The 24,953-nt window shown below is 69.3% G+C and carries 21 protein-coding genes; 12 read left to right on the forward strand and 9 right to left on the reverse strand.

What is annotated here, in order from left to right:
- Nucleotides 1-228 precede the first annotated feature (228 nt).
- The 3 genes from ACK8CO_RS02700 to uxuA all read right to left on the reverse strand — a co-directional run bounded on the left by ACK8CO_RS02700 (nt 229) and on the right by uxuA (nt 2,408).
- Nucleotides 229-372: a hypothetical protein gene (locus ACK8CO_RS02700; protein WP_414898080.1), complete on the reverse strand. Its 144-nt coding sequence runs from the start codon at nt 370-372 to the stop codon at nt 229-231.
- 265 nt (nt 373-637) lie between these two features.
- Nucleotides 638-793 (reverse strand): hypothetical protein, encoded by a 156-nt coding sequence (locus ACK8CO_RS02705; RefSeq protein ID WP_414898081.1) that lies wholly within the window; start codon nt 791-793, stop codon nt 638-640.
- Between the two features lie 409 nt (nt 794-1,202).
- A complete protein-coding gene (uxuA, locus tag ACK8CO_RS02710; protein WP_414898082.1) occupies nt 1,203-2,408 on the reverse strand; it encodes a mannonate dehydratase in 1,206 nt (401 codons plus the stop codon).
- 102 nt (nt 2,409-2,510) lie between these two features.
- Between uxuA and ACK8CO_RS02715 the strand changes: the two genes are divergently transcribed.
- From ACK8CO_RS02715 to ACK8CO_RS02745, 7 genes are all read left to right on the forward strand, one after another.
- Nucleotides 2,511-3,266 carry a GntR family transcriptional regulator gene (locus ACK8CO_RS02715; protein ID WP_080615915.1) on the forward strand — a complete coding sequence of 252 codons (756 nt, stop codon included), beginning with the start codon at nt 2,511-2,513 and terminating at the stop codon, nt 3,264-3,266.
- Nucleotides 3,263-4,240 carry a TRAP transporter substrate-binding protein gene (locus ACK8CO_RS02720; protein ID WP_080615914.1) on the forward strand — a complete coding sequence of 326 codons (978 nt, stop codon included), beginning with the start codon at nt 3,263-3,265 and terminating at the stop codon, nt 4,238-4,240. Before ACK8CO_RS02715 ends, ACK8CO_RS02720 begins: the two co-directional genes overlap by 4 nt.
- Before the next feature lie 131 nt (nt 4,241-4,371).
- Nucleotides 4,372-4,875 carry a TRAP transporter small permease gene (locus ACK8CO_RS02725; RefSeq protein WP_080615913.1) on the forward strand — a complete coding sequence of 168 codons (504 nt, stop codon included), beginning with the start codon at nt 4,372-4,374 and terminating at the stop codon, nt 4,873-4,875.
- Nucleotides 4,875-6,152: a TRAP transporter large permease gene (locus ACK8CO_RS02730; protein ID WP_080615912.1), complete on the forward strand. Its 1,278-nt coding sequence runs from the start codon at nt 4,875-4,877 to the stop codon at nt 6,150-6,152. Before ACK8CO_RS02725 ends, ACK8CO_RS02730 begins: the two co-directional genes overlap by 1 nt.
- Nucleotides 6,153-6,161: 9 nt before the next feature.
- Nucleotides 6,162-7,208 carry an L-idonate 5-dehydrogenase gene (locus ACK8CO_RS02735; protein WP_414898083.1) on the forward strand — a complete coding sequence of 349 codons (1,047 nt, stop codon included), beginning with the start codon at nt 6,162-6,164 and terminating at the stop codon, nt 7,206-7,208.
- Between the two features lie 163 nt (nt 7,209-7,371).
- Nucleotides 7,372-8,436 carry an aldose epimerase family protein gene (locus ACK8CO_RS02740; RefSeq protein ID WP_414898084.1) on the forward strand — a complete coding sequence of 355 codons (1,065 nt, stop codon included), beginning with the start codon at nt 7,372-7,374 and terminating at the stop codon, nt 8,434-8,436.
- A 6-nt stretch (nt 8,437-8,442) separates the two neighbouring features.
- Complete coding sequence (locus ACK8CO_RS02745) at nt 8,443-9,354, forward strand: 2-dehydro-3-deoxygalactonokinase (protein WP_414898085.1); 912 nt, start codon at nt 8,443-8,445, stop codon at nt 9,352-9,354.
- A 1,071-nt stretch (nt 9,355-10,425) separates the two neighbouring features.
- On the opposite strand, the gene ACK8CO_RS02750 is transcribed toward ACK8CO_RS02745, so the two are convergent.
- Nucleotides 10,426-12,207 (reverse strand): IlvD/Edd family dehydratase, encoded by a 1,782-nt coding sequence (locus ACK8CO_RS02750; protein WP_414898086.1) that lies wholly within the window; start codon nt 12,205-12,207, stop codon nt 10,426-10,428.
- A 1,082-nt stretch (nt 12,208-13,289) separates the two neighbouring features.
- Here ACK8CO_RS02750 and ACK8CO_RS02755 point away from each other — a divergent pair.
- Nucleotides 13,290-14,237, forward strand: coding sequence for a 2-hydroxyacid dehydrogenase (locus tag ACK8CO_RS02755; protein WP_414898087.1), 948 nt, complete (start codon nt 13,290-13,292; stop codon nt 14,235-14,237).
- Nucleotides 14,238-14,278: 41 nt separating this feature from the next.
- On the opposite strand, the gene ACK8CO_RS02760 is transcribed toward ACK8CO_RS02755, so the two are convergent.
- Nucleotides 14,279-15,202, reverse strand: a complete 924-nt coding sequence (locus ACK8CO_RS02760; protein WP_414898088.1) for a sugar kinase — start codon at nt 15,200-15,202, stop codon at nt 14,279-14,281.
- A gap of 226 nt (nt 15,203-15,428) precedes the next feature.
- Nucleotides 15,429-16,202, reverse strand: coding sequence for a hydroxypyruvate isomerase family protein (locus ACK8CO_RS02765; RefSeq protein WP_080615905.1), 774 nt, complete (start codon nt 16,200-16,202; stop codon nt 15,429-15,431).
- 138 nt (nt 16,203-16,340) lie between these two features.
- Between ACK8CO_RS02765 and ACK8CO_RS02770 the strand changes: the two genes are divergently transcribed.
- A complete protein-coding gene (locus tag ACK8CO_RS02770) occupies nt 16,341-17,456 on the forward strand; it encodes a THUMP domain-containing class I SAM-dependent RNA methyltransferase (protein ID WP_414898089.1) in 1,116 nt (371 codons plus the stop codon).
- 163 nt (nt 17,457-17,619) lie between these two features.
- On the opposite strand, the gene cobC is transcribed toward ACK8CO_RS02770, so the two are convergent.
- The 3 genes from cobC to cobT are packed head-to-tail and all read right to left on the reverse strand — an operon-like array spanning nt 17,620 to nt 19,915.
- Complete coding sequence (gene cobC, locus ACK8CO_RS02775; protein ID WP_080615903.1) at nt 17,620-18,132, reverse strand: alpha-ribazole phosphatase family protein; 513 nt, start codon at nt 18,130-18,132, stop codon at nt 17,620-17,622.
- Complete coding sequence (gene cobS, locus ACK8CO_RS02780) at nt 18,123-18,911, reverse strand: adenosylcobinamide-GDP ribazoletransferase (protein WP_414898090.1); 789 nt, start codon at nt 18,909-18,911, stop codon at nt 18,123-18,125. The genes cobC and cobS overlap by 10 nt, the downstream gene beginning before the upstream one ends.
- Nucleotides 18,908-19,915 (reverse strand): nicotinate-nucleotide--dimethylbenzimidazole phosphoribosyltransferase, encoded by a 1,008-nt coding sequence (gene cobT, locus ACK8CO_RS02785; RefSeq protein WP_414898091.1) that lies wholly within the window; start codon nt 19,913-19,915, stop codon nt 18,908-18,910. Before cobT ends, cobS begins: the two co-directional genes overlap by 4 nt.
- Nucleotides 19,916-20,589: 674 nt before the next feature.
- Between cobT and ACK8CO_RS02790 the strand changes: the two genes are divergently transcribed.
- From ACK8CO_RS02790 to nifA, 3 genes are all read left to right on the forward strand, one after another.
- Complete coding sequence (locus ACK8CO_RS02790; RefSeq protein ID WP_414898092.1) at nt 20,590-21,084, forward strand: TagF domain-containing protein; 495 nt, start codon at nt 20,590-20,592, stop codon at nt 21,082-21,084.
- A 168-nt stretch (nt 21,085-21,252) separates the two neighbouring features.
- Complete coding sequence (locus ACK8CO_RS02795; RefSeq protein ID WP_080615899.1) at nt 21,253-22,296, forward strand: cytochrome-c peroxidase; 1,044 nt, start codon at nt 21,253-21,255, stop codon at nt 22,294-22,296.
- Between the two features lie 456 nt (nt 22,297-22,752).
- Nucleotides 22,753-24,534 carry a nif-specific transcriptional activator NifA gene (nifA, locus tag ACK8CO_RS02800; RefSeq protein WP_414898093.1) on the forward strand — a complete coding sequence of 594 codons (1,782 nt, stop codon included), beginning with the start codon at nt 22,753-22,755 and terminating at the stop codon, nt 24,532-24,534.
- Nucleotides 24,535-24,953 lie beyond the last annotated feature (419 nt).

Here is a 24,953-nt window from a genome sequence, read left to right on the forward strand (position 1 = left end):
TCCGTCGCGGCAGCGGGTAACGACCCGGGAAGTCCCCGCGCCATGGCGGCCTCCACTATCGCGCGGTCGGATAGAAGGAGGGAAAGCCCGCTGACAACAAGAGCCTCGCAATATCGGCGAAAGCTTCGCCCTCATGTCTGAGCCCCCCTCAAGCCTGGGCGCGGCAAAGCCCGGCAAGACGATATCGCGCGAAATCTCGTGCAGCCCCGGCATGGCTTCGGGTGTCATTCAGAAGAATGCAGGCCAGAGAATAGGGGGCCGGATCGGGACAAGCCGGGGATCGAGCAACATCGCGCCACGCATCTGGTCCGAAACGGCCATGCCCCGGACCTTTACCAGCGCCTTCGGGACGCGGTCGGCCAGATCGGCCATGGCGCCCGCAGGCCCCGCGATCCGATCAGCCGGGTCCTGCCCGGACAAGCCCGGATGCGGCGGCGCGACCGCGCGAGGCCGCCCGGCCGCTTGCGCCTCTCGTCATCGAGCAGAAGCCCAGAGCTCCCCGTCCTTCCCCAATCCGAGGCGGAAACCATGCCCGGCTTCGCTGAGCGGCCGCGACCGACAGCCGGAGCGTAACCTGGCCTTGCTCTTACGCACGGGTTCCAGCCCGTCCTGGAGGAACCGCGCCGAGAACGCCCGCTCAGGGCGCGCATTGGTCGGGATCGCAGGCGCCAAGCCTGGCCAGCATGGTGTCGGAATGCCAGTGCCTCCGCATCGCCTCGCGGTGAAGCTGACCGGGCGCGCCCGCCTCGTGAAAGGCCGGGACCTCGGCGCGAGCCACCCCGGGCGGTGCCACAGCATCACGCCCTGGCCCGGGCTTGCCCGCACGCGCTCTAACAGGCTGCTGAAAAAGCAATTTGAAGCCGGGATCCTCGTCGACTGAGTTGATCCCCGACGCGATCAAGATCCTTCAGCGCGATGCGAGAGCCAGAAAGCGCGGTATTCAGTTCCCGGGCCGCTCAGCCTGAGACTTTTCGGCCGGCTGCTAAGGGACGGAGGACAGGCCCTGCCCGAGAACCGGGGCAGCGGCCCGTCTTCTATTCCCGTCTTCGCCTCGCCTGCCGGAGCAGTCCCTTTTCCCGCTGCGGCGCAGCTCCCGGGCCGGGGCGTTCGGGCCATCGCGTTTGCAGGCCCGCGCCAGGGCCGACCCCAGCGTCAAGACCGCCCGAGCCGGACCCGGTTTGGCAAGCCGGGCGCGCGCCCTGTCAGCCGATCCGCGGACCGAGCGCGGCGATGATGCCGCGCAGCTCGGCCAGCCCCTTCAGCCGCCCGATGGCCGGATAGCCGGGCTGGCCATCGCGCCCCAGATCGTCGAGGATGTCCTGGCCGTGATCCGGCCGGAACGGGATCGACCAGTCGGCCCGGCCCGCAGCCCGGCGCCGGGCCTCCTCGCGGAGCGCGGCCTCGACCAGCGCCACCATGTCGGTATCGCCGCCCAGATGCTCGGCCTCGTGGAACGAACCGAAGACGGCATCGGTCTCGCGTTTGACATTGCGCAGATGCAGGAAATGCACCTTGTCGCCGAGCCGTTCCATCATCCCGGGCAGGTCATTGTCGGACCGCGCGCCGAGCGAGCCCGAGCAGAGCGTCACACCATTGGCCGGGCTGTCGACCGCCGACAGCACCTCGGTGTAATGGGCCTCGGTCGACATGATCCGCGGCAGTCCCAGCAGCGGCACCGGCGGATCGTCGGGATGACAGCAGAAGCGCAGGCCCAGCTCCTCGGCCAAGGGCACGATCTCGGACAGGAAATCGATCAGGTGGCCGCGCAGGGTGGCCTCGGACATATCCGCATATTCAGCCAGATGCGCGCGCACATCCTCAAGCGTGAAATTCTCGGCCGCGCCCGGCAGACCGAACACGACATTGCGCGCCAGCGCGTCCTGCGTCGCCTCGGACATCCCGGCGAACCGCGCCCGGGCGGCCTCGCGCAGATCGTCGTCATAGGCATCGGCGGCACCGGGACGAGCGAGGATGAAGAGATCGAAGGCGACGAAATCCGTCAGATCGAAGCGCATGCAGGTCGCACCCGAGGGCAGCTTCCAGGCCAGATCGGTGCGGGTCCAGTCGAGCACGGGCATGAAATTGTAGCAGATCACCTCGATGCCGGCGGCAGCCAGGTTGCGCATGCTCTCGCGATAGGCGTCGAGATGGGCGCGCCAGTCGCCCTGCTGCTTCTTGATGTCCTCCGAGACGGGCAGGCTTTCCACCACGTCCCAGCTCAGGCCCGAGGCGCTGCCATCCGCCATGCTGCCGATCTGGGCCTTGCGGCGGGCGATCTCTTCGGGGGTCCAGACCGCACCTGTCGGCACGTGATGCAGCGCCGAGACGATGCCCTCGGCCCCCGCCTGCCGGACGTCGTCGATCGAAACCAGGTCGCTGGGACCGAACCACCGCCATGTCTGCCGCATTGCATTGCCTTTCCGAGTCGCGTTTCCACTCCGGTGTAACAGCCAGAACGATTGCTGACTAGTATGGCAGTATGGTAGTTCTAAACATGAGGGAGGCGAATCATGGATCAGCACATCGACAGGGACATGGGCTGCGTGCTCGATCCGAGCCGTCCGATCACCCCTCAGCTGCACAGTTTCCTGCGCGACCGGATCATCCGGAATGTGCTCAAGCCGGGCGACCGGCTGTCCGAAGCCGAGATCGCGCGCAGCTGCCAGGTCAGCCGCCAGCCGGTCCGCGAGGCCTTCATCAAGCTCTCGGAACAGGGGCTTCTGTCGATCCGCCCGCAGCGCGGGACCATCGTCACCACCATCGCCTTTTCCACGGTTCTCGACGCCCGCTTCGTGCGTGAGGCCATCGAGGCCGATATCGTCCGGCTGCTAGCACGCCGCCCCGCCGATCCCGCGCTGATCGCCCGGCTGCGGGCACAGATCGAGCGGCAGCGCGCCGTGGCGGGGACCGCGCCGCGCGATTTCATCCAGCTTGACGAGACCTTCCACCGGACGCTGGCCGAGGCCGCGGGCAAATCCGGGGCCTGGACGCTCATGGAAGGCCTGAAATCGCAGATGGACCGGGTCCGCTTCCTGGCGCTGGGACGGTTTCCGGTCGACAAGCTGATCGCCCAGCACGCGGCCATCGTCGAGGGCATTGCCCAGGGTGACCCCGTCGCCGCCGATGCCGCCGCGCGGGCGCATCTGCGCGAGATCCTGAACGACCTGCCCACGATCATGGCCGACAATCCCGGCTTCTTCGATGGCATGTGGGCCGATACCAATACCGAGACCAATAACGAGACCACTGGAGGAGACCCGATATGACATCCGCATGGAAACTGCCCGGGCTGGCCGCGGCCGCGCTGATCGCGGGGCTGGCCGCCACGCCGACGCTGGCGCAGGAGATCACGCTCAAGCTCGGCCACCTCGCCAACGAGGACAATCCCTGGCACAAGGCCTCGCTCAAATTCGGCGAAGAGCTGTCGGCGCTGACCGACGGGCGGATCGCGGTCGAGGTCTATCCGAATGAAAGCCTCGGCAAGGAGATCGACCTGATCAACGGCATGCAGCTCGGCACGGTCGACATGACGATCACCGGCGAGAGCCTGCAGAACTGGGCGCCGATGGCGGCCCTTCTGGCCCTGCCCTATGCCTACAAGTCGATCGAGCACATGGATGCGGTCGCCTCGGGCGAGATCGGCCAGCAGATCGAGGCGCAGATCGTCGAACGCGCGCAGATCCGCCCCGTCACCTATTTCGCCCGCGGCGCGCGCGAGCTGACCTCGAACCGTCCGATCGAGACCCCCGACGATCTGAAGGGGCTGAAGATGCGGGTTCCGAACGTGCCGCTCTTCGTCGATGTCTGGAAATCGCTCGGCGCCCAGCCGACGCCGATGGCCTTCTCGGAGGTCTTCACCTCGCTGCAGAACGGCACCATCGACGCGCAGGAAAACCCGTTGGCGCTGATCCGCTCGGCCAATTTCAACGAGGTGCAGGACTACCTCAACCTCACCGACCATGTGCGCTCCTGGATCTACCTGACCATCTCCGAACTGACCTGGGCCAAGCTCTCGCCCGAGGATCAGGCCGCGGTGATGGAAGCCGCCAGCCGCGCCCAGGCCTATGAGCGCGAGCTGTTCGAGCAGAGCCTCGCCGACGACCGCGCCTGGCTCGAAGAGCATGGCATGACCTTCGTCGAGGTCGACAATGCCGCCTTCGCGGCGAAGGCCAAGGACGCCGTCCTGGCCAATGTCGGCGCCGAGATCCGGCCCGTGGTCGAGCAGATCTTCGCCGAATGATCCGGACGGAAATGCTTAACGAGTGACGTTTCTTAACGAGTAGGACCGGCCGGCCCTTCCGCGATGGGGCCGGCCGGCACCCGACGACCAAGACCCCAAGAGTTCAAGAGCCCCAGCGCCCCAGAGGTCCCATGCCCAAGACCGAACGCTTCATAACGATCGTCACCGCCCTTGCCCGCATCGGCGCGGGTGTCTCCTTCGCGGTCCTGATCGGCGCCGTGCTGGTTCAGGTGGTCGGCCGCAGCTTCGGGAATTCGCCGGTCTGGACCGAAGAGCTGACCCGCTTCGCCCTGCTGTTCCTGATCGCCTTCGGCGCCGGGCTGTCGCTGCGCAGCGGCGACATGGTCAATGTCGACATCGTCTGCGAGGCCCTGCCCGGACGATGGCCATGGCGGCTGCGGCTGGTCTCGGCGCTCGCGACCGGCGGGATGGCGCTTTACCTGCTGCCCCATGCCTGGCGCTTCGTCAGCATCGGCCGGATGCAGAGCTCGCCCGCGCTGGGTCTGAAGATGAGCTATGTCCATGTCACCGTCTTCGCGATGCTGGCACTGATCGCCCTCTTCGCCGCGCTGCGCGTGCTGGGCATGCTGACCGGCACCGAGGATGGCACCCCCGAGAAGGCCGAGGAAATCTGATGGAAGTCTGGGTTCTGTTCGGCCTCTTCGCAGGCGGCCTCGTGATCGGCATTCCGGTCGCTGTCACGCTCGGCCTCTCGTCGCTGGGCTATCTGCTGCTGACGGGGATCCCCCCCGTGGTCATGCCGCAGAAGATGTATGCCGGCATGGATGTGTTCGTGCTGCTCTCGATCCCGGGCTTCATCCTCGCGGGCAACCTGATGAACCAGGGAGGCATCACCAACCGGATCGTGCGCTTTGCCAATGCGCTGGTCGGCTGGATCCGCGGCGGGCTCGGCCTGACCAATATCGCGGCCTCGATGCTCTTTGGCGGCATCACCGGCACCGCCGTGGCCGATGCCGCCTCGATCGGGGGCGTGATGATCCCCGGCATGAAGAAGGCGGGCTATCCGGCCGATTATTCGGCCGCCGTCACCGCCGCCTCCTCGACCGTCGGGCCGATCATCCCGCCCTCGGTGCCGATGATCATCGTCGGCGCGCTGTCGGGGATCTCGGTCGGCAAGATGTTCCTCGCGGGCGCCGTTCCGGGCATCCTGATGGGGCTTGCGATGATGGTGACGGCCTATGTCATCGCCCGGCGCAAGAACTTTCCGCGCCAGCCCTGGCAGGGCTTCGGCGAGGTCGCCCGCAGCTTCGGCGGCGCGATCTGGGCCATCGCCATGACCTTCCTGATCATCTACGGGCTGTTGTCGGGCCTTGCCACGCCGACCGAGACCGCCGTGGTGGCCAGCGTCTATGCCGTGATCGTCGGCTGCTTCATCTACCGCGACCTGCCGCTTCGGCGGGTGCCGAAGGTGATCGTCGACAGCGCCGTCTCTGCGGCCGGCATCCTGGCGCTTGTCGGCTTTGCCAATGTGTTCGGCTGGATCCTGGTGGCGGAACGCATCCCGCAGGCCATCGCCCAGGGCGTGCTGTCGATCACCGACAACAAGTTCCTGGTGATCCTGATCATCAACCTGCTGCTGCTGTTCGTCGGCATGTTCATGGAAACCATCGCCGCGCTCATCATCCTCTTCGTGCCGCTGCTGGCGCTGGCCCAGGCGGTCGGCATCGACCCGCTGCATTTCGCCACCTTCGCGGTCCTGAACCTGATGATCGGGCTGACCACGCCACCGGTCGGCGTCTGCCTCTTCGTCTGCGCGGGCATCGCCCGGCTGCCGCTGACCCCGGTCGTCATCGCCATCCTTCCCTTCCTTGCAACCAATATCGCGGTGCTGCTGCTCGTCTCCTACGTGCCCGCCATCGCGACCTGGCTGCCTTCCGTCCTGATCCCATAGGAGCCTCCAATGGACACCCGCGTCTGCCGCCTCTACGGCCCCCACGACATCCGCATCGAGACCATGCCCCTGGAGGGTCCCGCCCCCGGCGAGGTGCTGGTCGCGGTGGGCGCGGGCGGCATCTGCGGGTCGGATCTGCACTACTATCACGATGGCGGCTTCGGCCCGGTCCGGGTGCGCGAACCGATCGTGCTGGGCCACGAGGCGGCGGGCACGGTGATCGCGCTCGGCGACGGGGTCACCGGGCTGGCCCTCGGGCAGACGGTAGCGCTGAACCCGTCGCAGCCCTGCGGCACCTGCCAGTACTGCCAACAGGGCATGTTCAATCACTGCCTCGAGATGCGTTTCCGCGGCTCGGCGATGCGCCTGCCGCATGAACAGGGCCTGTTCCGCGACCGCATCGCCATCGGCGCCGCGCAATGCGTGCCGGTGGCGCCGGGCATCTCGCTTGGCCAGGCCGCCTGCTCCGAGCCGCTGGCGGTCTGCCTGCATGCCCGCCGGATCGCGGGCGACCTGACCGGCAAATCGGTGCTGGTGACCGGCGCGGGCCCGATCGGTGCGCTTTGCGCGGCGGTCGCGGCCGAGGGCGGCGCCGCCGAGGTTGTGGTGACCGACCTGCAGGACGTGCCGCTCGAGGTCGCGCTGCAGATGGGCGCCACGCGGATCGTCAACATCGCCCGCGACACGGCCGCGCTCGAGGCCTATGGCGCCGACAAGGGCCGCTTCGACGTGGTCTTCGAATGCTCGGCCGCCGCCCCCGCCATCGGCCAGGCCATCGCCACGCTGCGCCCGCGCGGCATCCTCGTTCAGGTCGGCGTCGCGGGCGAGATCCCGGTGCCGCTGAACCTGATCGTCGGCAAGGAGATCCAGGTGCGCGGCACCCACCGCTTCCACCCCGAATTCGCCGAGGCGGTCGCGGCGATTTCCTCGGGCCGCATCGACGTGCGCCCGATGATCAGCGCCAGCTTCCCGCTCGAAGACGCCGAAGCGGCCTTCGAGGCCGCGGGCGACCGGACCCGCGCGGTCAAGGTGCATCTGAGCTTCGAGCCGGCCTGATCCCGTCGCGGCGGCCCGCAACCGTTGCCGAGCTGCCGAAAACCCGGGGAGGGGCGCCGTGGCGCGCCCGGTCCCTTGCCCTGTCGTCAAGAAGAGGCTTGCACACGGCGAGGTTGTGACAGAGGCTCGGGCTATGGCAGAAGCCGAGCCTGGAGTGCCGCACATGATATCCGCCACGCATACCGCGCTCGAGACCGCAAGCAGCAACGGCGCCGGGACCATACCGCTTGGTCGCGCGCCCGATGGCAGCCCGGTCGAGGCGCTCTGGATCGCACAGGCCGGAACCCGCGCCCGGATCATGACCTGGGGCGCCACGCTGATGGACCTGCGGCTGGACGGCATCGGCCACTCTCTGGTGCTGGGCAGCCCCGGGCTTGCCCCCTATGCGGGACCGATGCGCGATTTCGGCGCCGTGGTCGGCCCGGTCGCCAACCGCATCGCCGGGGCCTCGGCGCCGCTTGGCGGACGGCGGCTGCGGCTCGAGGCCAACGAGGCCGGCCGCACCATGCTGCATGGCGGCTCCGCAGGCAGCTCGGTCCGCAACTGGCGGATCGAGAGCGCAGGCGCCACCGCCTGCTGCCTCGGCCTGTCGCTGCCCGAAGGCACCGGCGGCCTCCCCGGTCCGCTGACGCTCCGGGCCCGCTATTCCATCGATGGCGAGGGCGCGCTCGAGATCCTGCTCGAGGCCGAAAGCGGCGCCCCCACCTTCTGCAATCTCGCCCCGCACAGCTACTGGTGCCTCGACGGCAGCGGCACGCTCGACGCCCATATGCTCGAGATCGCGGCCGAGGCCTATCTGCCGGTCGATGCGGCGCTGATCCCGGTCGGGGCGCCCGCGCCGGTGGCCGGAACCCGCTTCGATTTCCGCCGCCCGCGCCCGGTCCTCACTCCCGGCGCAGCACCGCTCGATCACAATTTCTGCCTCGGCGATGCGCCCGGCCGCCTGCGTCCCGCCTGCCGGCTGTCGGTCCCCGGCATCTCCCTCGATCTGTCCACGACCGAACCCGGCCTGCAGGTCTATGATGGCGGCGGGATCGATACCGGGCCCTTTCCCGGCCATCAGGGCCACCCCTACCGCGCCCATGCAGGCCTTGCGCTCGAACCCCAGCACTGGCCGAATGCCCCGAACCGGCCCGATTACCCCTCGGTCCTGCTGCGCCCCGGCGAGACCCGCCGACAGCTCTCGCGCTTTCACCCGCGCCGCAGCGGCGCGCCCCGGCCGGAGTGACGGCAGATGACCGGGGCACGCTGGCTCGCCACCGATTGGGGCGCCACGTCGCTCCGGGTCTGGGCCATGGCCGGGCGCGAGGTGCAGGCCGAAGGCGCCTCCGAACTCGACCTCGAGCGCCTTGCCCCCGCCGATTTCGAGCCCGCCCTGCTGGCGCTGGCCGACAGCATGCTGCCCCCGGACGAGGTCACGCCGGTTCTGGCCTGCGGCCTGGCCGGGGCACGACACGGCTGGGTCGAGGTCCCCTATGCGCCCCTGCCCTGCTGCCCGAGCGCCAGACAACCGGTGCGCGCGCCCAGCACGGATCCGCGCCTCTCGGTCGGCATCCTGCCCGGTCTCTGCCAGACCGAACCGCCCGACGTGATGCGCGGCGAGGAAACCCGGGTCGCCGGTTTCCTCGCTGCGCGTCCGGAGTTCGACGGAACCCTCTGCCTGCCCGGAACGCATTCCAAATGGATACGGCTTTGCGGTGGCATGATACTGGCCTTCCGGACCGCGATGACGGGCGAACTCTACCGGCTGCTGGTGCGGGCCTCGACCCTGCGCCGCGCCTTCGACGACATCTGGAATGACGGCCTCTTCCATGCCGCCGTCGACGAGGTCTTCCACCACCCCGAGCGGATGCCCGGGGCTCTGTTTTCCCTGCGCGCCGGCGCGCTGCTCGATCCGCGGGCAACGGGACAGATCCGGGGGCGGCTGTCGGGGCTTCTGATCGGCAGCGATCTCGCGGCGATGCGCGACCTGTGGCAGGGGCACCCGGTCGCGGTTCTGGGCAGCGAGCGCCTGTCGCAGCTTTATGTCTCGGCGCTCTCCGAGCATGGCGCCGAGGTCGAAACCGTCGCGCCCGACCGGCTGACCCTGGAGGGCCTGATCGCGACTTTCGAGCAGACCGGAGCGGCGACCCTGACCGCACCATGAGCGCTTCCGGCGCGGCGCAGAGCGGGCCCCGCCTCAAGCATCTGGCGCTGGCTGTGCAAGGCCCCAGCGACAGAGCGTTCCATCGCCTGCCCCGCCCGAAGGAACCCGGCGAAGTCCTCCACCACCCGAGAGCGGACCTATCCCGATAGAATCGCCCCGCTGCAACGCCCTGAAACGGCGCATATGGACCATGATCCCGGCCAGCCGGGACGATCACTGCGCCCGCTGCGACCGTCATGCCCCGTCCTGCCCCGTCCTGCCGAGCCCCCCGGGCGCAGGCCCGGCATCTGCGGCTCGGCAATCTGATCGGCGTTGAGCCGCCATGAACCCTCCCGGAACGATCCGGGGACCGGCCGGAGCGAAGCCCGCACCGCACCGGTCTGCCCTCGATCCGTTCCCCACCGCGCGCGCTCCGCAAGCGGCATCCGGGTCTCTCGTCGATCGGCCTGCGACATGCGCAAGCCCCCCGGAAACGCAGGCCCCGCGCGCCCGATCGCCCCGTCCGCTGCGCAACCGGCGACGGGACGGCGCCCATCTCCCCCCTCGTCGAGCCGAGAGCTTCCATCTCCGCGCGGCCTTGGGCAGAGATCGAAGTCATCGCTGCGATGGCGGATCCGGATATCGACGCTCTGGCGTCTCGACGATCGATCCGCGCCCCTAAGATCTTCTGTCGCGTCACCGAAGCCCCACGAGACCGGACGGCAGCCTGCCGCGCATGGCTTTCGACGCACCCCCGTCGCGATCAGCATCGATCTCACCGCATGCGCGGACCACCCCGCTCATCCCAGCTCCACGAGACCGCCCGGCGCGGGGCCGCCACGGGCTTCGGCATCCGCAAGCCTAGGCGCCCCAACCCTGTCCTTCTTCTTGGTCAAAATACCCCGGGGGACGTCCGAAGGACGGGGGGCGGAGCCCCCTCACCGGCGGGGCAGCCGGTCACGCGCGACCGCGCTGTCCGCCTCATCAAGGGCCACAGCATCCTTTCCGCCGCCGGGCAGAACCAACGCCGGACCAAGACCGTGACCGGACGCGCCGCCCCGGCAGAGGCCGAAGCGACCGGCCATTGCCGCCTCAGTGATTGTCGCGCGGCAGATCTCGGGCGATCCGCCGATAGGCCGTGGCCAGCTCCAGACAGCCGCCATCGGCCAGCTGGCCGACATTGGCGCGGTAGATCTCTTCCCAGGGGGTCTGGCTCACGATCTCGGGCGGCTCCCAGGCCTCGTGCCTCAGCTCCCATTCCGCCTCATCGACCAGCGCATCGAGCCGCGAGGCGTTCAGATCGAGCCGCACCCGGTCGCCGGTTTTCAGAAGCGCCAGCCCGCCCCCCACCACCGCCTCGGGCGAGGCGTTCAGGATCGAGGGGCTTTCCGAGGTCCCCGACTGCCGCCCGTCGCCGACCGTCGGCAGATGCCTGACTCCCTTCTTCACCAGCGCATCCGGCGGCTGCATGTTCACCACCTCGGCCGAGCCCGGATACCCGACGCAGCCGACATTGCGGATGAAGAGCATCGCGCTTTCGTCGATCTCAAGCTCGGGATCGTTGATCCGGGCATGGTAATCCTCGGGGCCCTCGAACACCACGGCGCGGGCCTCGTGCACGCCCTCGCGCCCCGGCTCGGACAGGAAGCGCGCGCGGAACTCGTCCGAGATCACCGAGGTCTTCATCAGCGCCGACGAGAACAGGTTGCCCGAGAGCACCTTGAACCCGGCCTGCGCCCGCAAGGGCGCGTCATGTGGCGCGATCACGTCGGGGTCGGTGGAACAGACCCCCTCGAGGTTCTCGGCCATGGTGCGGCCGGTCGCAGTCATCGCGCCGACATGCAGCCGCCCGGCCCGGGCCAGCTCGGCCATCACCGCAGGCACCCCACCCGCGCGGAAGAAGCTTTCGCCCAGGTAATCGCCCGCGGGCTGCATGTTCACGAGAAGCGGCACGTCATGGCCGATCTTTTCCCAGTCGGTCACGTCCAGCTCGACGCCCGCATGCCGCGCGATGGCCTGCAGATGCGGCGGCGCATTGGTCGAGCCGCCGATGGCGCTGTTGACGACGATGGCATTCTCGAAGGCTGCGCGGGTCAGGATGTCGGACGGCTTCAGATCGTCCAGCACCATCTGAACGATCCGCCGGCCGGTCTCGTAGGCCATCGCCATCCGCTCGCGGAAGGGCGCGGGGATCGCGGCATTGCCGGTCAGGCTCATCCCCAGCGCCTCGGCCATGGCGTTCATCGTCGAGGCCGTGCCCATGGTGTTGCAATGCCCGAGCGACGGCGCCGAGGAACAGACCCGGTCCATGAACTCGTCATATTCGATCCTGCCCTCGGCCAGGAGGCGCCGGCTTTCCCAGACGATGGTGCCCGAGCCCGCGCGCTTGCCCTTCCACCAGCCATCGAGCATCGGCCCGCCATTGAGCGCAATCGCCGGGATGTCGACCGTCGCCGCCCCCATCAGCATGGCGGGCGTTGTCTTGTCGCAACCGGTGGTCAGCACCACCCCGTCCAGCGGATAACCATGCAGGATCTCGACCAGCCCCAGATAGGCCAGGTTGCGGTCGAGCGCGGCGGTCGGCCGCTTGCCGGTCTCCTGCAGCGGATGGACCGGAAATTCCATCGGCACGCCGCCCGCATCGCGGATACCCGCCTTGATCCTGTCCATCAGGAAGACGTGGATCTTGTTGCAGGGCACCAGATCCGAGCCGCTATTGGCGATGCCGATCACCGGGCGGCCAGATTGCAGCTCGCCCCGGGTGAAGGTCTGGTTCTGGTAGCGCTCGACATACAGCGCGGTCATGCCCGGGTTGTTCGGGTTGTCGAACCATTCCTGAGACCGGAACCGTCCATTCGCGCGCGTGTCGGCCATGCCTTTCCTCCGCTTGTCGGCCTTTGCCTCTCCCCTCGCCCCATCAAAGGCAGCCAGCTTCGCCGGTCAGGGGACCGGTCGCGGCCCTCGGGGCGAGCATTCCGATCCGGTATACCGAATGCAAGGCCAATCGGGCCCGAAAGCCGGAAAGCCCCCGATCACGACCGCCCCCGGCGACAGCCACCATTCCCGGGGGACGTCGCCGACGATCGGCCTCGGCAGGCCAGGCGTTCCCACCCGACTGTCCCCGCCCGCCCACTTCCGACCGACCCTGTCCGCGCAAAGCCCCGCACAAGACCGCGTGCAGAACCAGGCGGAGAACTCCGACCGAAGGGAGGCCTTCATCCCGGCATTTCTCCTCGGCTGGCAGATCCGAAGCGGCCGGCAGGCCCGGCCCCGGGGGGAATGCCCATGACGCCTCTTCACTTTGCTGATGGCCTGTCGTGGCCTGTTGCGCTTTCGGTCCTGACGATGCCGGGCCGGCCCAAGGCATTGGCCGCAGAGGGGCGCGACAACAACCGTCACGCTATCGGCCCGCCCCGGGTCCGCAGGCCCGGACCGGTCGTCGAGCCCCCATCCCGACCCGCGACCTGCCCGCACCAGAGCGCCGCCACTAGGGCAGGTCCGCTCCCGAGACCGGGAACGCTCCGGCCCTGCCGCAGTAGCCTCGTCTTCGCGACACCGCTCCACGGTCGGCCCCGGCAGCAGGCAACCTCTTCCGATCCGGGCCTTCCGGTCGATGAACGCGCAAGCCCTCTTTCCGGTACGGTCCCCGATACAGCCCGGCGGCAGAAAGGCCCGGTTTTGGGCCGTCGCGCCTGTGCGGAGCCGGCATGCCTCACCGTTCCGCATGGCGGAGGTCCCGCCAAACGCCCGCAGCGCCATGGGCATGCCGGAAACCTTAATATCATTTATCATCAGATGGATTAAGGACATTTCTCAGGTTGCGATACGATCCGGAAACACCCGTTCCCGCTTCCGGCAGGAGGCCCGCGAAGAGGCTTGTTCCGCGCCGCCCGGAACGACATCCTCGCTGAAACCTTCGCGCGGTTGCGCGCGCCTGTCTGACGAAAGGCTCCTTCATGACCGATACCGCCCTGCTGATCTGCGGCACCGCCTTCACCATGGATGAGCGCGCCCGCCTGTCGACAGCCATCTCCTCCGTCTTTGTCGAGAGCCCCGCCGCGCTTGACGGGCTCGACCCCGGCCTGCGCGCGCGCATTCGCGCCGTCGCCTACAAGGGCCAGACCCGCTTCGGCGCGGCCGAGATGGCCGCGCTGCCCGGGCTGGGGCTGATCGCCAATTTCGGCGTCGGATATGATGCCATCGACGTGGCCGCCGCCACCGCAGGCGGCATCCGCGTCACCAACACGCCGGACGTTCTGAACGACGATGTCGCCGATATGGCGGTGGGGCTGATCCTCGCGCAGGCGCGCGGCCTCCTGCGCGGCGATGGCTGGGTCCGAAGCGGCCGCTGGGGCAAATTCGGGGCGATGCCGCTTGCCCGGAAGGTCTCCGGGGCGCGGGCGGGGATTGTCGGGCTGGGCCGGATCGGGCGCGAGATCGCCGACCGGCTCGCCGCCTTCAAGATGGAGATCCACTACCATTCGCGGCAGTGGAAAGAGACCCCCGGCTGGCGCTATCATGCCGATCCGGTCAGCCTTGCCGGCGCGGTCGATTTCCTTGTCGTGGCGCTGGTCGGCGGGGAGGAGACCCGGAATTACGTCTCGGCCGAGGCGATTGCCGCGCTCGGGCCGACGGGCGTGCTGATCAACATCTCGCGCGGCACGACGGTCGACGAGAAGGCCCTTCTGGCCGCGCTCGAACAGCGCCGGATCGCGGGGGCCGGGCTTGACGTCTATCTCGACGAGCCCGCCATCGATCCGCGCTTTCAGGGGCTCGACAATGTGGTGCTGCAACCGCATGCGGGCTCGGCCACCGTCGAGACCCGGCGCGCCATGGCCGAGCTGCAACTGGCCAATATCCAGGCCTTTCTCGATGGTGAGCCGCTGCCGAGCCCCGTCAACTGAGACCCGGCAACTGAGGCCCGGCAACTGTGGCCGAGGCCGGCTCAGGCCCCGGCGCTCGCCGCAAAGAGGCCGGGCGCCAGCGCACCGCGCTGTCCGATCACCCGGGCGGCAAGCGCCGCCGCCTGCGCGACCGCCTCGGCCGGTGAGGCCCCGGTCGCCCGAGCGGCCAGAAAGCCCGCCGCGAAACTGTCACCCGCGGCGGTGCTGTCGACCACCCGGGCAACCGGCACCGGCGCGATCTCGGCCTCGGCGCCCTCGGCGAAAAGACGGATCGGGGCGGCGCCGTTCTTGACCACCACCGTCGTCGCCCCGGCCTCGCGGTAGCGCGCCACGGTGGCCTCGGGCGCGGCATCGCCGAAGGCCGCCTGTTCCTCGTCGAAAGAGGGCAGCACCGTGTCGGCGACCGAGGCGCCCAGCATCAGCCCGGCCCGCATCTCCTCCGGGTCGGCCCAGAGCCGCGGCCGGACATTGGTGTCGAAGCTCACCCGCGCGCCCGCCGCCCGCGCCCGCCCGAGTGCCGCGCAAAGCCGTTCGCGCGCCTCGGGCGCGAGGATCGCCAGCGTGATCCCCGAGACATGCAGCAGGTCGCGGCCCGCAAAGGCGCGGTCGAGCCAGTCCGAATCGTCGGCCATCGCCTTCGCCGCCGCCTGCCCGCGCCAATAGGAAAAGCTGCGTTCCCCGTCTTTCAGCGCGATCATGTAAAGCCCCACCGTGCGCCCCTCGATCCGGCGGATCGCCTCGGTCGCCAGCCCCTCGGCCGCCATGAAGGCCAGCATGTCGTCCGACACCGCATCCGTCCCGACCGCGGTCGCATAGCCCACCGACCAGGTTTCGGGCAGCAGCCGCCGGGCATACCAGGCGCAGTTGAAGGTATCCCCGGCGAACCCCATGCGAAAGAGCCCGTCCCGGTCCGGGGCAAGCTCCACCATGCATTCGCCGATGGCGAGAAAGGAATGATCCGGCATCTGTCTCCCTGCGACCCTGGCCAAAGCGGCGTTTGTGCAACGATCCCGGTTCTATCCCCTTTTCCGCCCGCTCCGCTAGGGACCGGCCCGCCATTTCCCGCCGCAAACGGCTTGGGAAACCCGGCCACCGGATCGAAGCTCTGCAATCGAGGCCCTTGCCCCGTCCGGAATGCCGCCGCCGGTTCACAGCCTGCGGCGGGCGATCCCGGCCGATGGCACGAGGCACCTAGGAATCGTCGGCCGCGAAGCGTGCCATCCAGCCCAGGCTGTCATCGGTAAGCCCGTCGGGGCGATATTCGGCCCCGATCGGCGCGGTGTGACCAAGCCGCTTTAGCAACTCGAAGACATGGCCGTAATCGAGCTCGCCCCGGTCGGGCGGGCCGCGGTCGGGCACGCCGGCCACCTGCACATGACCGATCAGCGGCATCAGCGCCTTGAGCCGGGACGACACATCGCCCTCGGCGCGCTGCACATGGTAGCAGTCGAACATCATCCTGAGATTTGGCGCGGCCACGCGTTCGATCATCGCCACCGCCTCGGCGGTGCTGGCCAGCGCATAGCCCGGCACGTCATGCGGGTTGATCGGCTCGATCAGGATGCCGATGCCATAGGGGCCGGCCTCGAGACAGGCATAGGCCAGTGTCGCGGCCAGCGCGGCCTCGGCCTCGGGCCCGCGCGCGCATCCGGCCATGGCATGGATCTGCCCCACGCCGAGCGCGGCAGCCCAGGCGATGGACTGATCGATCGCCTCGCGCGCCTCGGGCCCGCGCCCGGGCAGCGCGCAAAGCCCGAATTCGCCCGCCGCAAGATCGCCGGGGCGGGTGTTGAGCGAGAGCATCGGCAGATGGGTCTCGTCGAGCGCGGCGCGGATCGCGGCCCGCGGCGTGTCATAGGGCCAGTGGCATTCGACGGCAGAAAACCCGGCGGCGGCGGCCGCGCGGATCGCATCGGGCAGCTCGAGCTCGCGCCAGAGAAACCCAAGATTGGCAGAGAATTTCACATCCCCCTCCGGACCGGTCTCGGCCGCGCACCCCGTCCTCATCGCTAGCGGCGCCACAGCGAAGCTGTCAAGCGCGCCCTTCCCTGCCCGCCGCTTCCGGTGTATCGCGAATGCCCCACCCCCCGTTCCGGAGCCCGGATGACTGTCGCCGCCCCCTTCGAGATCTTTCTCGCCGCCCTGCCCGGGCTCGAGCCGCTTCTGGCCGAAGAGGCCCGCGCGGCGGGTTTTGCCGCGCCCGCATTGGTGCCCGGCGGCGTCACCGTGACGGGCGGCTGGCCCGAGGTCTGGCGCGCCAATCTGGTCCTGCGCGGCGCCTCGCGGGTGCTGGTCCGGATCGGCACCTTCCGCGCCTTCCATCTGGCCCAGCTCGACAAGCGCGCCCGGAAGATCGACTGGGCGGCGGTGCTGCGGCCCGACCGGCCGGTCCGGGTCGAGGTGCAGTGCCGGGCCTCGAAGATCTACCATGCCCGCGCCGCCGCCCAGCGGATCGAGCGCGCCATCGCGGAAACGCTGGGCGCGCCCATCGGCGGCGAGGAGGCGCTCGCGCTCAAGGTCCGGATCGACGACAATCTGGTGGCGCTCAGCCTCGACAGTTCGGGAGAGCCGCTGCACCGGCGCGGCCACAAGCAGGCGGTCGGCAAGGCACCGCTGCGCGAGACCATGGCCGCGCTCTTCCTGCGCGCCTGCGGCTTCGACGGCACCGAACCTGTGCTCGATCCGATGTGCGGCTCGGGCACCTTCCCGATCGAGGCGGCCGAAATCGCGGCGGGCCTTGCGCCCGGCCGCGACCGCAGCTTCGCCTTCGAGGACTTCGCAAGCTTCGATGCCGTTGCCTGGGCCGCGATGAAGGCGCCCCCGTCCGTGCTTCCGAGCGGGCTCCGTTTCTTCGGGTCCGACCGCGATGACGGTGCGATCCGGATGGCCAGCGCCAATGCCGCGCGCGCGGGTGTCGCGGACCTGACAGACTTCCGTCGCCACGCGGTCAGCGACCTGGCCCGGCCCGAAGGCCCGCCCGGCCTCGTGATGGTCAACCCGCCCTATGGCGCGCGGATCGGCGAGCGAAAGCTTCTTTTCGCGCTGTACGGCGCCCTCGGGGCGACGCTGCGCGAGCGGTTCGCAGGCTGGCGGGTCGGGCTCGTGACCAGCGACGAGGGGCTTGCGCGGGCAACGGCCCTGCCCTTCCTGCCGCCCGGTCCGCCGGTGGCCCATGGCGGGCTGAAGGTGCGGCTGTTCCGGACCGCGCCCCTGCCCTGACCTGCCCGCCCGCGACCGGCGTTCCGTCATGGGTATTTTCGCCAAGAAGAAAGCAGGTTCCGTCTTCTTCCTGGCAGAAACACCCGAAAGACACGGCCCCGGCGGAGGCCTCCGTTGCGTGACCCCGCGGACCGCGCCCTGCCCGAACGGCGACGGATCGGCGTCAGGGCAGTTCGATGAAACTCCCATAGGGGAACTTCATCTGCCAGGCCCCTTCGCGCCCGGCATGATGCAGCGCAGCCCGCATCAGCCCGGCATGCGAGACGGCAAGCACCCGCCCGGGCCCGCGCATCTCTTCGAGAAAGGGCACGACGCGGGCAAAGAACATGCCGACGCTTTCGCCGCCATGGGGGCGCGACTCGTAGAAATGCCCCGCCCAGTGATCGAGCCCGTCGCGCGGGACCTCGGACCAGGGGATACCTTCCCAGGCACCGAAATCGATCTCGATCAGGCGCGGATCGGGTTCGACCGGCAGCCCCCGCGCCGCGCCGATATGCTCGGCCAGGCAGGTGCAGCGCAGAAGCGGGCTGGTCAGGATCCGGTCGATGGCGGGCAGCGTCGCCAGCACCTCGGCCGCCTCCTCGGCAAAGCTTGTCGCCGGCGGGTAGTCGGTGCGGCCATAGCAGGTGCCCTCGGCGACATCCGGCCGGGTGTGGCGCAACAGGATCAGGCCCATGCCAGCAGCCCCAGCAGGATCGCGATCTCGGCCACCTGCTGCACCGCGCCGAGCCCGTCGCCGGTATGACCGCCGAGCCGCCGCATCAGCATCCGCGCCATGACGAGCGTGGCCGCGACGGTCAGCGCCAGCACCGTCAGCGCGGCGGCGAAACCCGCGCCGATCCAGAGGCCCAGCATCAGTACCCCGCCCGTCGTCCAGGCGATGGCCATGCCGTCGCGGCCGGGACCGGCTGCGGCGAAGGCCGCCTTACCCTCGTCGCGCGCATAGGGGAGGCGCACCATCACCACCACCGAGGCCAGCCGGCTGAGCCCATGCGCCGCAAGAAGCGCCCCGGCCGCCGCCCAGCCGCCCGCCGCGACACCGAGCCCGGCAAGTGCCGCGCCCTTCAGCGCCAGCGCCAGCATCAGGGTCACCGCGCCATAGCTGCCGATCCGGCTGTCGCGCATGATCTCGAGCGCGCGCGCACGGGTCAGCCCGCCGCCAAGCCCGTCGGCCATATCGGCCAGCCCGTCCTCATGCAGCGCCCCGGTCAGCCGCACGCCGGCCACAAGCGTCAGCACCGCCGCGACCGCCGGCGGAAAGACCGCCGCAGCCAGGGCGAAGACCAGCCCCAGAGCCGCACCGATCAGCGCGCCGCAAAGCGGGAAGTAGCGCGTCGCCCGGCGCATGCGGTCGGGCGTATAGCCGGCATCGGCGGGCAGCGGCAGACGGGTGACGAATTGCAGCGCCAGAACAACCAGCCGCGCCTCTTCGCCCAGTCGGGCGGCCGGGGTCATTGCGGCCCCGTGACGCCGGCATCGTCGAAGCTGGCCATGGTGTTCAGCATCTCGCCCGCCGCGACCAGCAGCGGCCAGGCCAGCAGTGCGCCGGTGCCCTCGCCGAGCCGCAGCCCGAGCCGCAGCAGGGGCTCGGCCCCCAGCGCCTGGAGCAGCACGCCATGGCCCTGTTCCTCGGACCGGTGCGAGAACACCATCGCGGCCCGGGTCGAGGGCGCGATCCGCGCCGCGATCAGCGCGGCCGCCGTCGCGATGAAGCCGTCGACGATCACCACCTTGCGCGCCTCGGCCGCGCCGATCATCGCCCCGGTCATCATCGCGATCTCGAAACCGCCATATTCGGCCAGCGTCTCCTTCGGCCCCAGCGCGCCGGTCCGCGCCGCGGCCCGTTCCAGCACCTGGCGCTTATGCGTCAGACCGTCATCGTCGAGCCCGGTACCGCGCCCCACCAGAGCCTCGAGCCCGACCCCGGTCAGCTTGTGGCCCAGCACCGCGGCCGAGGCGGTATTGGCAATGCCCATCTCGCCATAGGCCACCGCATCGGCCGGGCTTTCGGCGCCCAGCCTGCGGCCCTCCTCAAGCGCGCGGTCGCAGTCCTCGGCGCTCATCGCGGGCTCGTGCAGGAAGCTTTTCGTGCCTGCGCCGATCCGGCGCTCGATCAGCCCATCGCGGCCGAAGGGCGCGCCCGCGATCCCGGCATCGACGACCTTCATCCGGGCGCCGACGGCGCGGGCGAAGGCATTGGCCCCGGCGCCGTCCGCCAGGTAGTTCAGCACCATCTGCCGCGTCACTTCCTGCGGAAACCTCGACACGCCCTCGGCCGCGATGCCGTGATCGGCGGCAAAGATCGTCAGTTCGCAGGTCTTCATCCGCGGGCTCAGCGTGCCCTGGACCGTGGCCATGAGCGTCGCCAGGTCCTCGATCCGGCCGAGCGAACCCAGCGGCTTGGTCTTGAAATCGATCTTGTGCTGGAGCGCAGCGGCGAAATCGGTATCGGTGCTCATCCCGTGGGGCCTTTCGTTTCTGTCGCGGCGTGTCTTAGGACGGGGCGGCAGAGGCTGCAATCGGCGCGAGCGCATGGCGGGCAAGGCGCCGCACCTGCCCGCCCGGCGATCCGGGCCGCGCGGGCCCCACATATCCGGTCGGGCGCCAACGCCATCACAGCGCCATCACAGCGCCGCGACAGGGCGGGACGGCGCCGAAACCGTTGCATGCCAGGGCCGGGTCTGAGACAGTTGGGCAGTTGGAACCAGCTTCATGGATCCGGGATATTGCTCGATATGAGCCAGTTTGCGTCCCCGCGTGCCGACGCCGCCCCTGCCGGGCAACGCCCGGCGGCCCGGCCCGCACCGTGCCCCCTGTCCGGAATTGCGCAACCGAAGAGACGGGCAGGACAGCTGGCCGCAAGGCCCGGTCGCACCAGCCCGTCGGCCATGCCATCGCTCAAGGCCCGCACCCTGTGGCCGCCGCACCCGCCAGGCGCTGTCGGCCGCACCCCCGGCGTCCCGCCCGCGACCGGCATGCCGAAGCGGCCTTCCCGGGCAGAGGATGCGCCACGCGCGGTCGCTTCGGGCGTTTGGGAAACCATTGCACCGGACGCGCACGGGCAGGTCGGCATCGCCGAAGCCGCTCCGGCCCGGCCCGGCCCGTTCGCAAGCTGCACCGGAACGGAGGGATCTTGACCGCTGCGACCGGATATTTCGGAAAGATCCCGAGCGCCGGACATCTCGTCACCCAGGGGGTTCCCGGCCTGCTGCGGATCGCGCTCGAGCGCTGGATGATCGCGCATCTGGCGACCCGCGCGGCCTGGCCCGGATTCTGGCCCCGAACCGGATTGCGGGCAACGCTCGATCTGGAGAGGGGCACGCTCACCGCGCTGATCCTGCCCAGTCGGGACCGCTCGGGGCGGCCCTTTCCGCTGGCCTGTTGCCGGATGCCCGGGCTCAACTGGGAAGCGGCGGACCGCTGGTGCGACGGGGCGCTTGCGACCGCGCAGGCGGCGACGGCGGGCGCGCTCTCCTCCGCGAGCCTTGGCGCCGCGCTGGCCGCGCTGCCCCTCCTGCGCAGCGATGACCCGGAGCCCGGGCTCTGGGTCGCCGACCCGCCGGCGGAGGAAGAGCGGCCGGTTGCGGAGATCCTGACCGAGCTGATGGGACCGATCGGTGCGGTCTGACCGGGCAGGCACCGCTCCCCCCCCCCGCATGTCGCCGCCTGAGGGCCGTACCGCGACGGGCTGACGCAGCGCCCCGCAATCCGGAGCGAACTTGATCCAGGTCAAGGCCGGATACTTTAATTATTCCAAATTCAATAGTGCGCGACATCCAAGAAAACGGTTTCCCCCATGACACGCCTCATCGCAACAGCCCTCCTCTCGACCGCCCTGGCCGTCCCGGCCGCAGCCTCCGAATTGCGCGACATGGCGCTCGACTATTTCGAGCCATTGCCCTCGACCGTGCCGCAGATTGCAGATAACCGCATCACCCCCGAGAAGATCGAGCTCGGCAAGGCGCTGTTCTTCGATCCGCGGCTTTCGGCTTCGGGGGTCTTCTCCTGCTATTCCTGCCACAACCTGACCACCGGCGGCGACGACAACCTGGAAACCTCGATCGGCCATGGCTGGCAGAAGGGACCGCGGAACTCCCCGACCGTGCTGAACTCGGTGCTCAACATCGCCCAGTTCTGGGACGGCCGCGCCGAAGACCTGAAGGCCCAGGCCAAGGGGCCGGTGCAGGCCGGGGTCGAGATGGCCAACACCCCCGACAATGTGGTCGCGACGCTGAACTCGATGGGCCAGTATATCGACTGGTTCGAGGCCGCCTTCCCGGGCGAGGCCGATGCCGTCAGCTTCGACAACATGGCCCGCGCCATCGAGGCCTTCGAGGCGACGCTGATCACCCCCGCCCCCTTCGATGCCTTCCTCAACGGCGACGAGATGGCGCTCGACGAGACCCAGAAAGAGGGGCTTCAGCTCTTCGTCGACAAGGGCTGCGTGACCTGCCACAACGGCGTCAACCTGGGTGGCAACGGCTACTTCCCCTTCGGCCTGGTCGAGAAGCCCGGCGCCGACATCCTGCCCGAGGACGACAAGGGCCGCTTCGCGGTGACGGCGACGGCCAGCGACGAATATGTCTTCCGCGCAGCCCCTCTGCGCAACGTCGCGCTGACGGCGCCCTATTTCCACTCGGGCAAGGTCTGGGACCTGAAGACCGCCGTGCAGGTGATGGGCACGGCCCAGCTCGGCGAGGACGTCTCGGACGCCGAGGCCGAAAAGATCGTGGCCTTCCTCGACAGCCTGACCGGGACCATGCCCGCGATCACGACGCCCGTGCTGCCGCCCGAAACCGCCACCACGCCGCGGCCGACCGCCGAGGTGCTGCAACGCTAAGCCCGATCGCCTGTCTCCGGGCGTCCTTCAGGGGCCGGCACTCCCGTCGGCCCCCTTTTTGCCCGCCCCGTTTTGCCTGAACGGTTTGCCGCGCCCTTTATGCGCGCTCTTTACCGGTTCCCTTGCAAGCCGGCTTTCATGGGAACCCGTTCTGCCGCCCCCGAGCCCGTCCCCGCCCCGGGCCGGCCGGTCCGGATGCCGAGATTACGGCAAGCGCTCTCCGGCCGGGATCAAGCCCGGAAAGGCGCGCGTCATTCCAGGAATCGTCACAGCCTTGTCGGGATCCCTTCACATGAATGCCGAAATATCCGGCAGCGAGAGATCTTCTGTCTGCCTTTCGGGCAGCCCGGTTCGAAAAAACGGAATATGACCTGTCATTTTGTCCCGTTCCCGACAAGAGAATGGACAAGTGCCGGGAAGCATCGGACTCTGCAACCATAAGCATAGAGATGCGCGATGCCTTCCTCCAGTTTTACCCTGAGCGGCAGCCCAGCGCTGCCCAAATTCGACATTAACGAGCGTTTCCCGCTCGATACGGTCTGCGAGGCCGCAAAGATCCTGACCGGCGCAAGCGACCCGGTCGCGGCCATGCCCTCGGTGCTGAACGTTCTGTCCTCGTTCATGGGGCTCAGGATGGGTGCTCTGGCGCTGCTTGACGACAGCGGGGCCGGCTCCGGCCGAACCGGGGTCAATCCCTTCGTGATCGCCGCCACGACGCAGGGCGCCTCGAGCGCGCCTGCGACCAGCCGGGCGATGCCGGTCGCCGCCACAAGGGCGGTGTTCCGGACCGGGGTGGCGCTTGTCTCCTGCGACGTGGCGGGCGAGCTCGGACCCGACGCGCTGCCACAGCAGGCGCCGCATGACCGCTTCGCCTTCATCGCCGTGCCGATCCGCGAACAGGTGCATTCGCCCTATGTGATCGGCGTACTCGGCGCCTGGCGCGACCTGACCGAGGATCTCCATCCCAATATCGACGAGGATCAGCGGGTGATGACCATGGTCGCCGCCATCCTCGAACAGTCGGTCAAGTTCCGCCGCCTGGTCGCACGCGACCGCGAGCGGTTGATGGAAGAGGCCCGGCTGGCGCTGCGCCATGCCAATGAGAAGGCCGCCGCCGAGGTGACGCTGCCGGCCGAACCGATCAGGGGCATCATCGGCGACAGCCCCGCGATCAAATCGGTGATCGCCCAGATCCGCAAGGTGGCCCAGACCCGGACGCCGGTGCTTCTGCGCGGCGAAAGCGGCACCGGCAAGGAGCTGTTCGCCCGCGCGGTGCATGCGCTCTCGGATCGCAAGGACAAGCCCTTCGTCAAGGTCAACTGCGCGGCGCTGAGCCAGACGCTGTTGGAATCAGAGCTTTTCGGCCATGAGAAAGGCTCCTTCACCGGGGCGATGGCGCAGAAGAAGGGCCGGTTCGAGCTGGCCGACAAGGGCACGCTCTTTCTCGACGAGATCGGCGAGATCGGCCCCGAATTCCAGGTCAAGCTTCTGCGGATCCTGCAGGAGGGCGAATTCGAGCGCGTCGGCGGCACCCGGACGCTGCGTGTCGATGTGCGGCTGGTGACCGCGACCAACAAGGACCTCGAAGCGGCGGTGGCGCGCGGCACGTTCCGGGCCGACCTCTATTTCCGGATCTGCGTCATCCCGATCCTGCTGCCGCCGCTGCGCGATCGGCTGGAGGACGTGCCGAAACTGGCCCAGGCCTTCCTGAACCGGTTCAACGAGCAGAACGGGATGAACAAGCGGATGACCGCACAGGCCATGGTGGCGCTGGCGCGCTGTCAGTTCCCGGGCAATGTGCGCGAGCTGGAGAACTGCATCAGCCGGGTCGCGGCGCTGTCCTCGGGCACCGAGATCGGCGCGCAGGAGCTGGCCTGCCATCAGGGCACCTGCCTGTCGGCCGAGCTCTGGCGGATGCAGACCGGCGAGCAATCCCCCATCGGCGGGCTCGCGGCCGCCGTGCGCACGCCCTTGCCTGTCATCGACAGCGGCGCGGGCCAGCGCCCCCCGGCCGCCGCCTGCCCGGCCGGCTTCGGCGAGGCGCCGGTTGCCCCGCCCACCGGCCGGCCTCCGGCCGCCGCCTTCGCCGCCGAACCGCAGGACGAGCGCACCCGTCTGATCGATGCGATGGAGCGCGCGGGCTGGGTCCAGGCCAAGGCCGCACGGCTGCTGGGCCTGACACCGCGCCAGATCGGCTATGCGTTGAAAAAGCACGACATTCCGCTTCGGAAGTTCTGATCCGCGCCGCGCAGCGCGAAAGGCAGCCCCGAACGGCCCGGCCCTTTCCCCGATATGCGGCGCGGCAATTCCGACGGCGCCGCAGGGATCGCGCATCGGTTCGCATCGGGTCCGGGCGTGCTGGCGGCAAATCTGCGAAGACCTTGCCGTTTGGGGGCTGCCATGCCGAGGCGGCCGTTCGCTTCCTGTCGGCAGGCGTTTCCGCAAAGCTGCATGGGAATAAGGTCGTCATGGCGGGCTGCGCGGCAGCCCTGAAACCGGATGGCCTGTGCCGCAAAGGCTCTCTGCGAGCAGCGGTTCGATGAAGATCCTGCCCCCCTCGCGGATCTCCGGCAGTACCTCCGGAACAGACCGATTGCGGTCGGGCCCGAGGCCGCAGTCACGCCGAAACGGTTGGCGAACAATCCATCGGGCCTTGT

The organism is Rhodovulum sp. HP10 (assembly GCF_047553435.1).
Lineage (GTDB): Bacteria > Pseudomonadota > Alphaproteobacteria > Rhodobacterales > Rhodobacteraceae > Rhodovulum.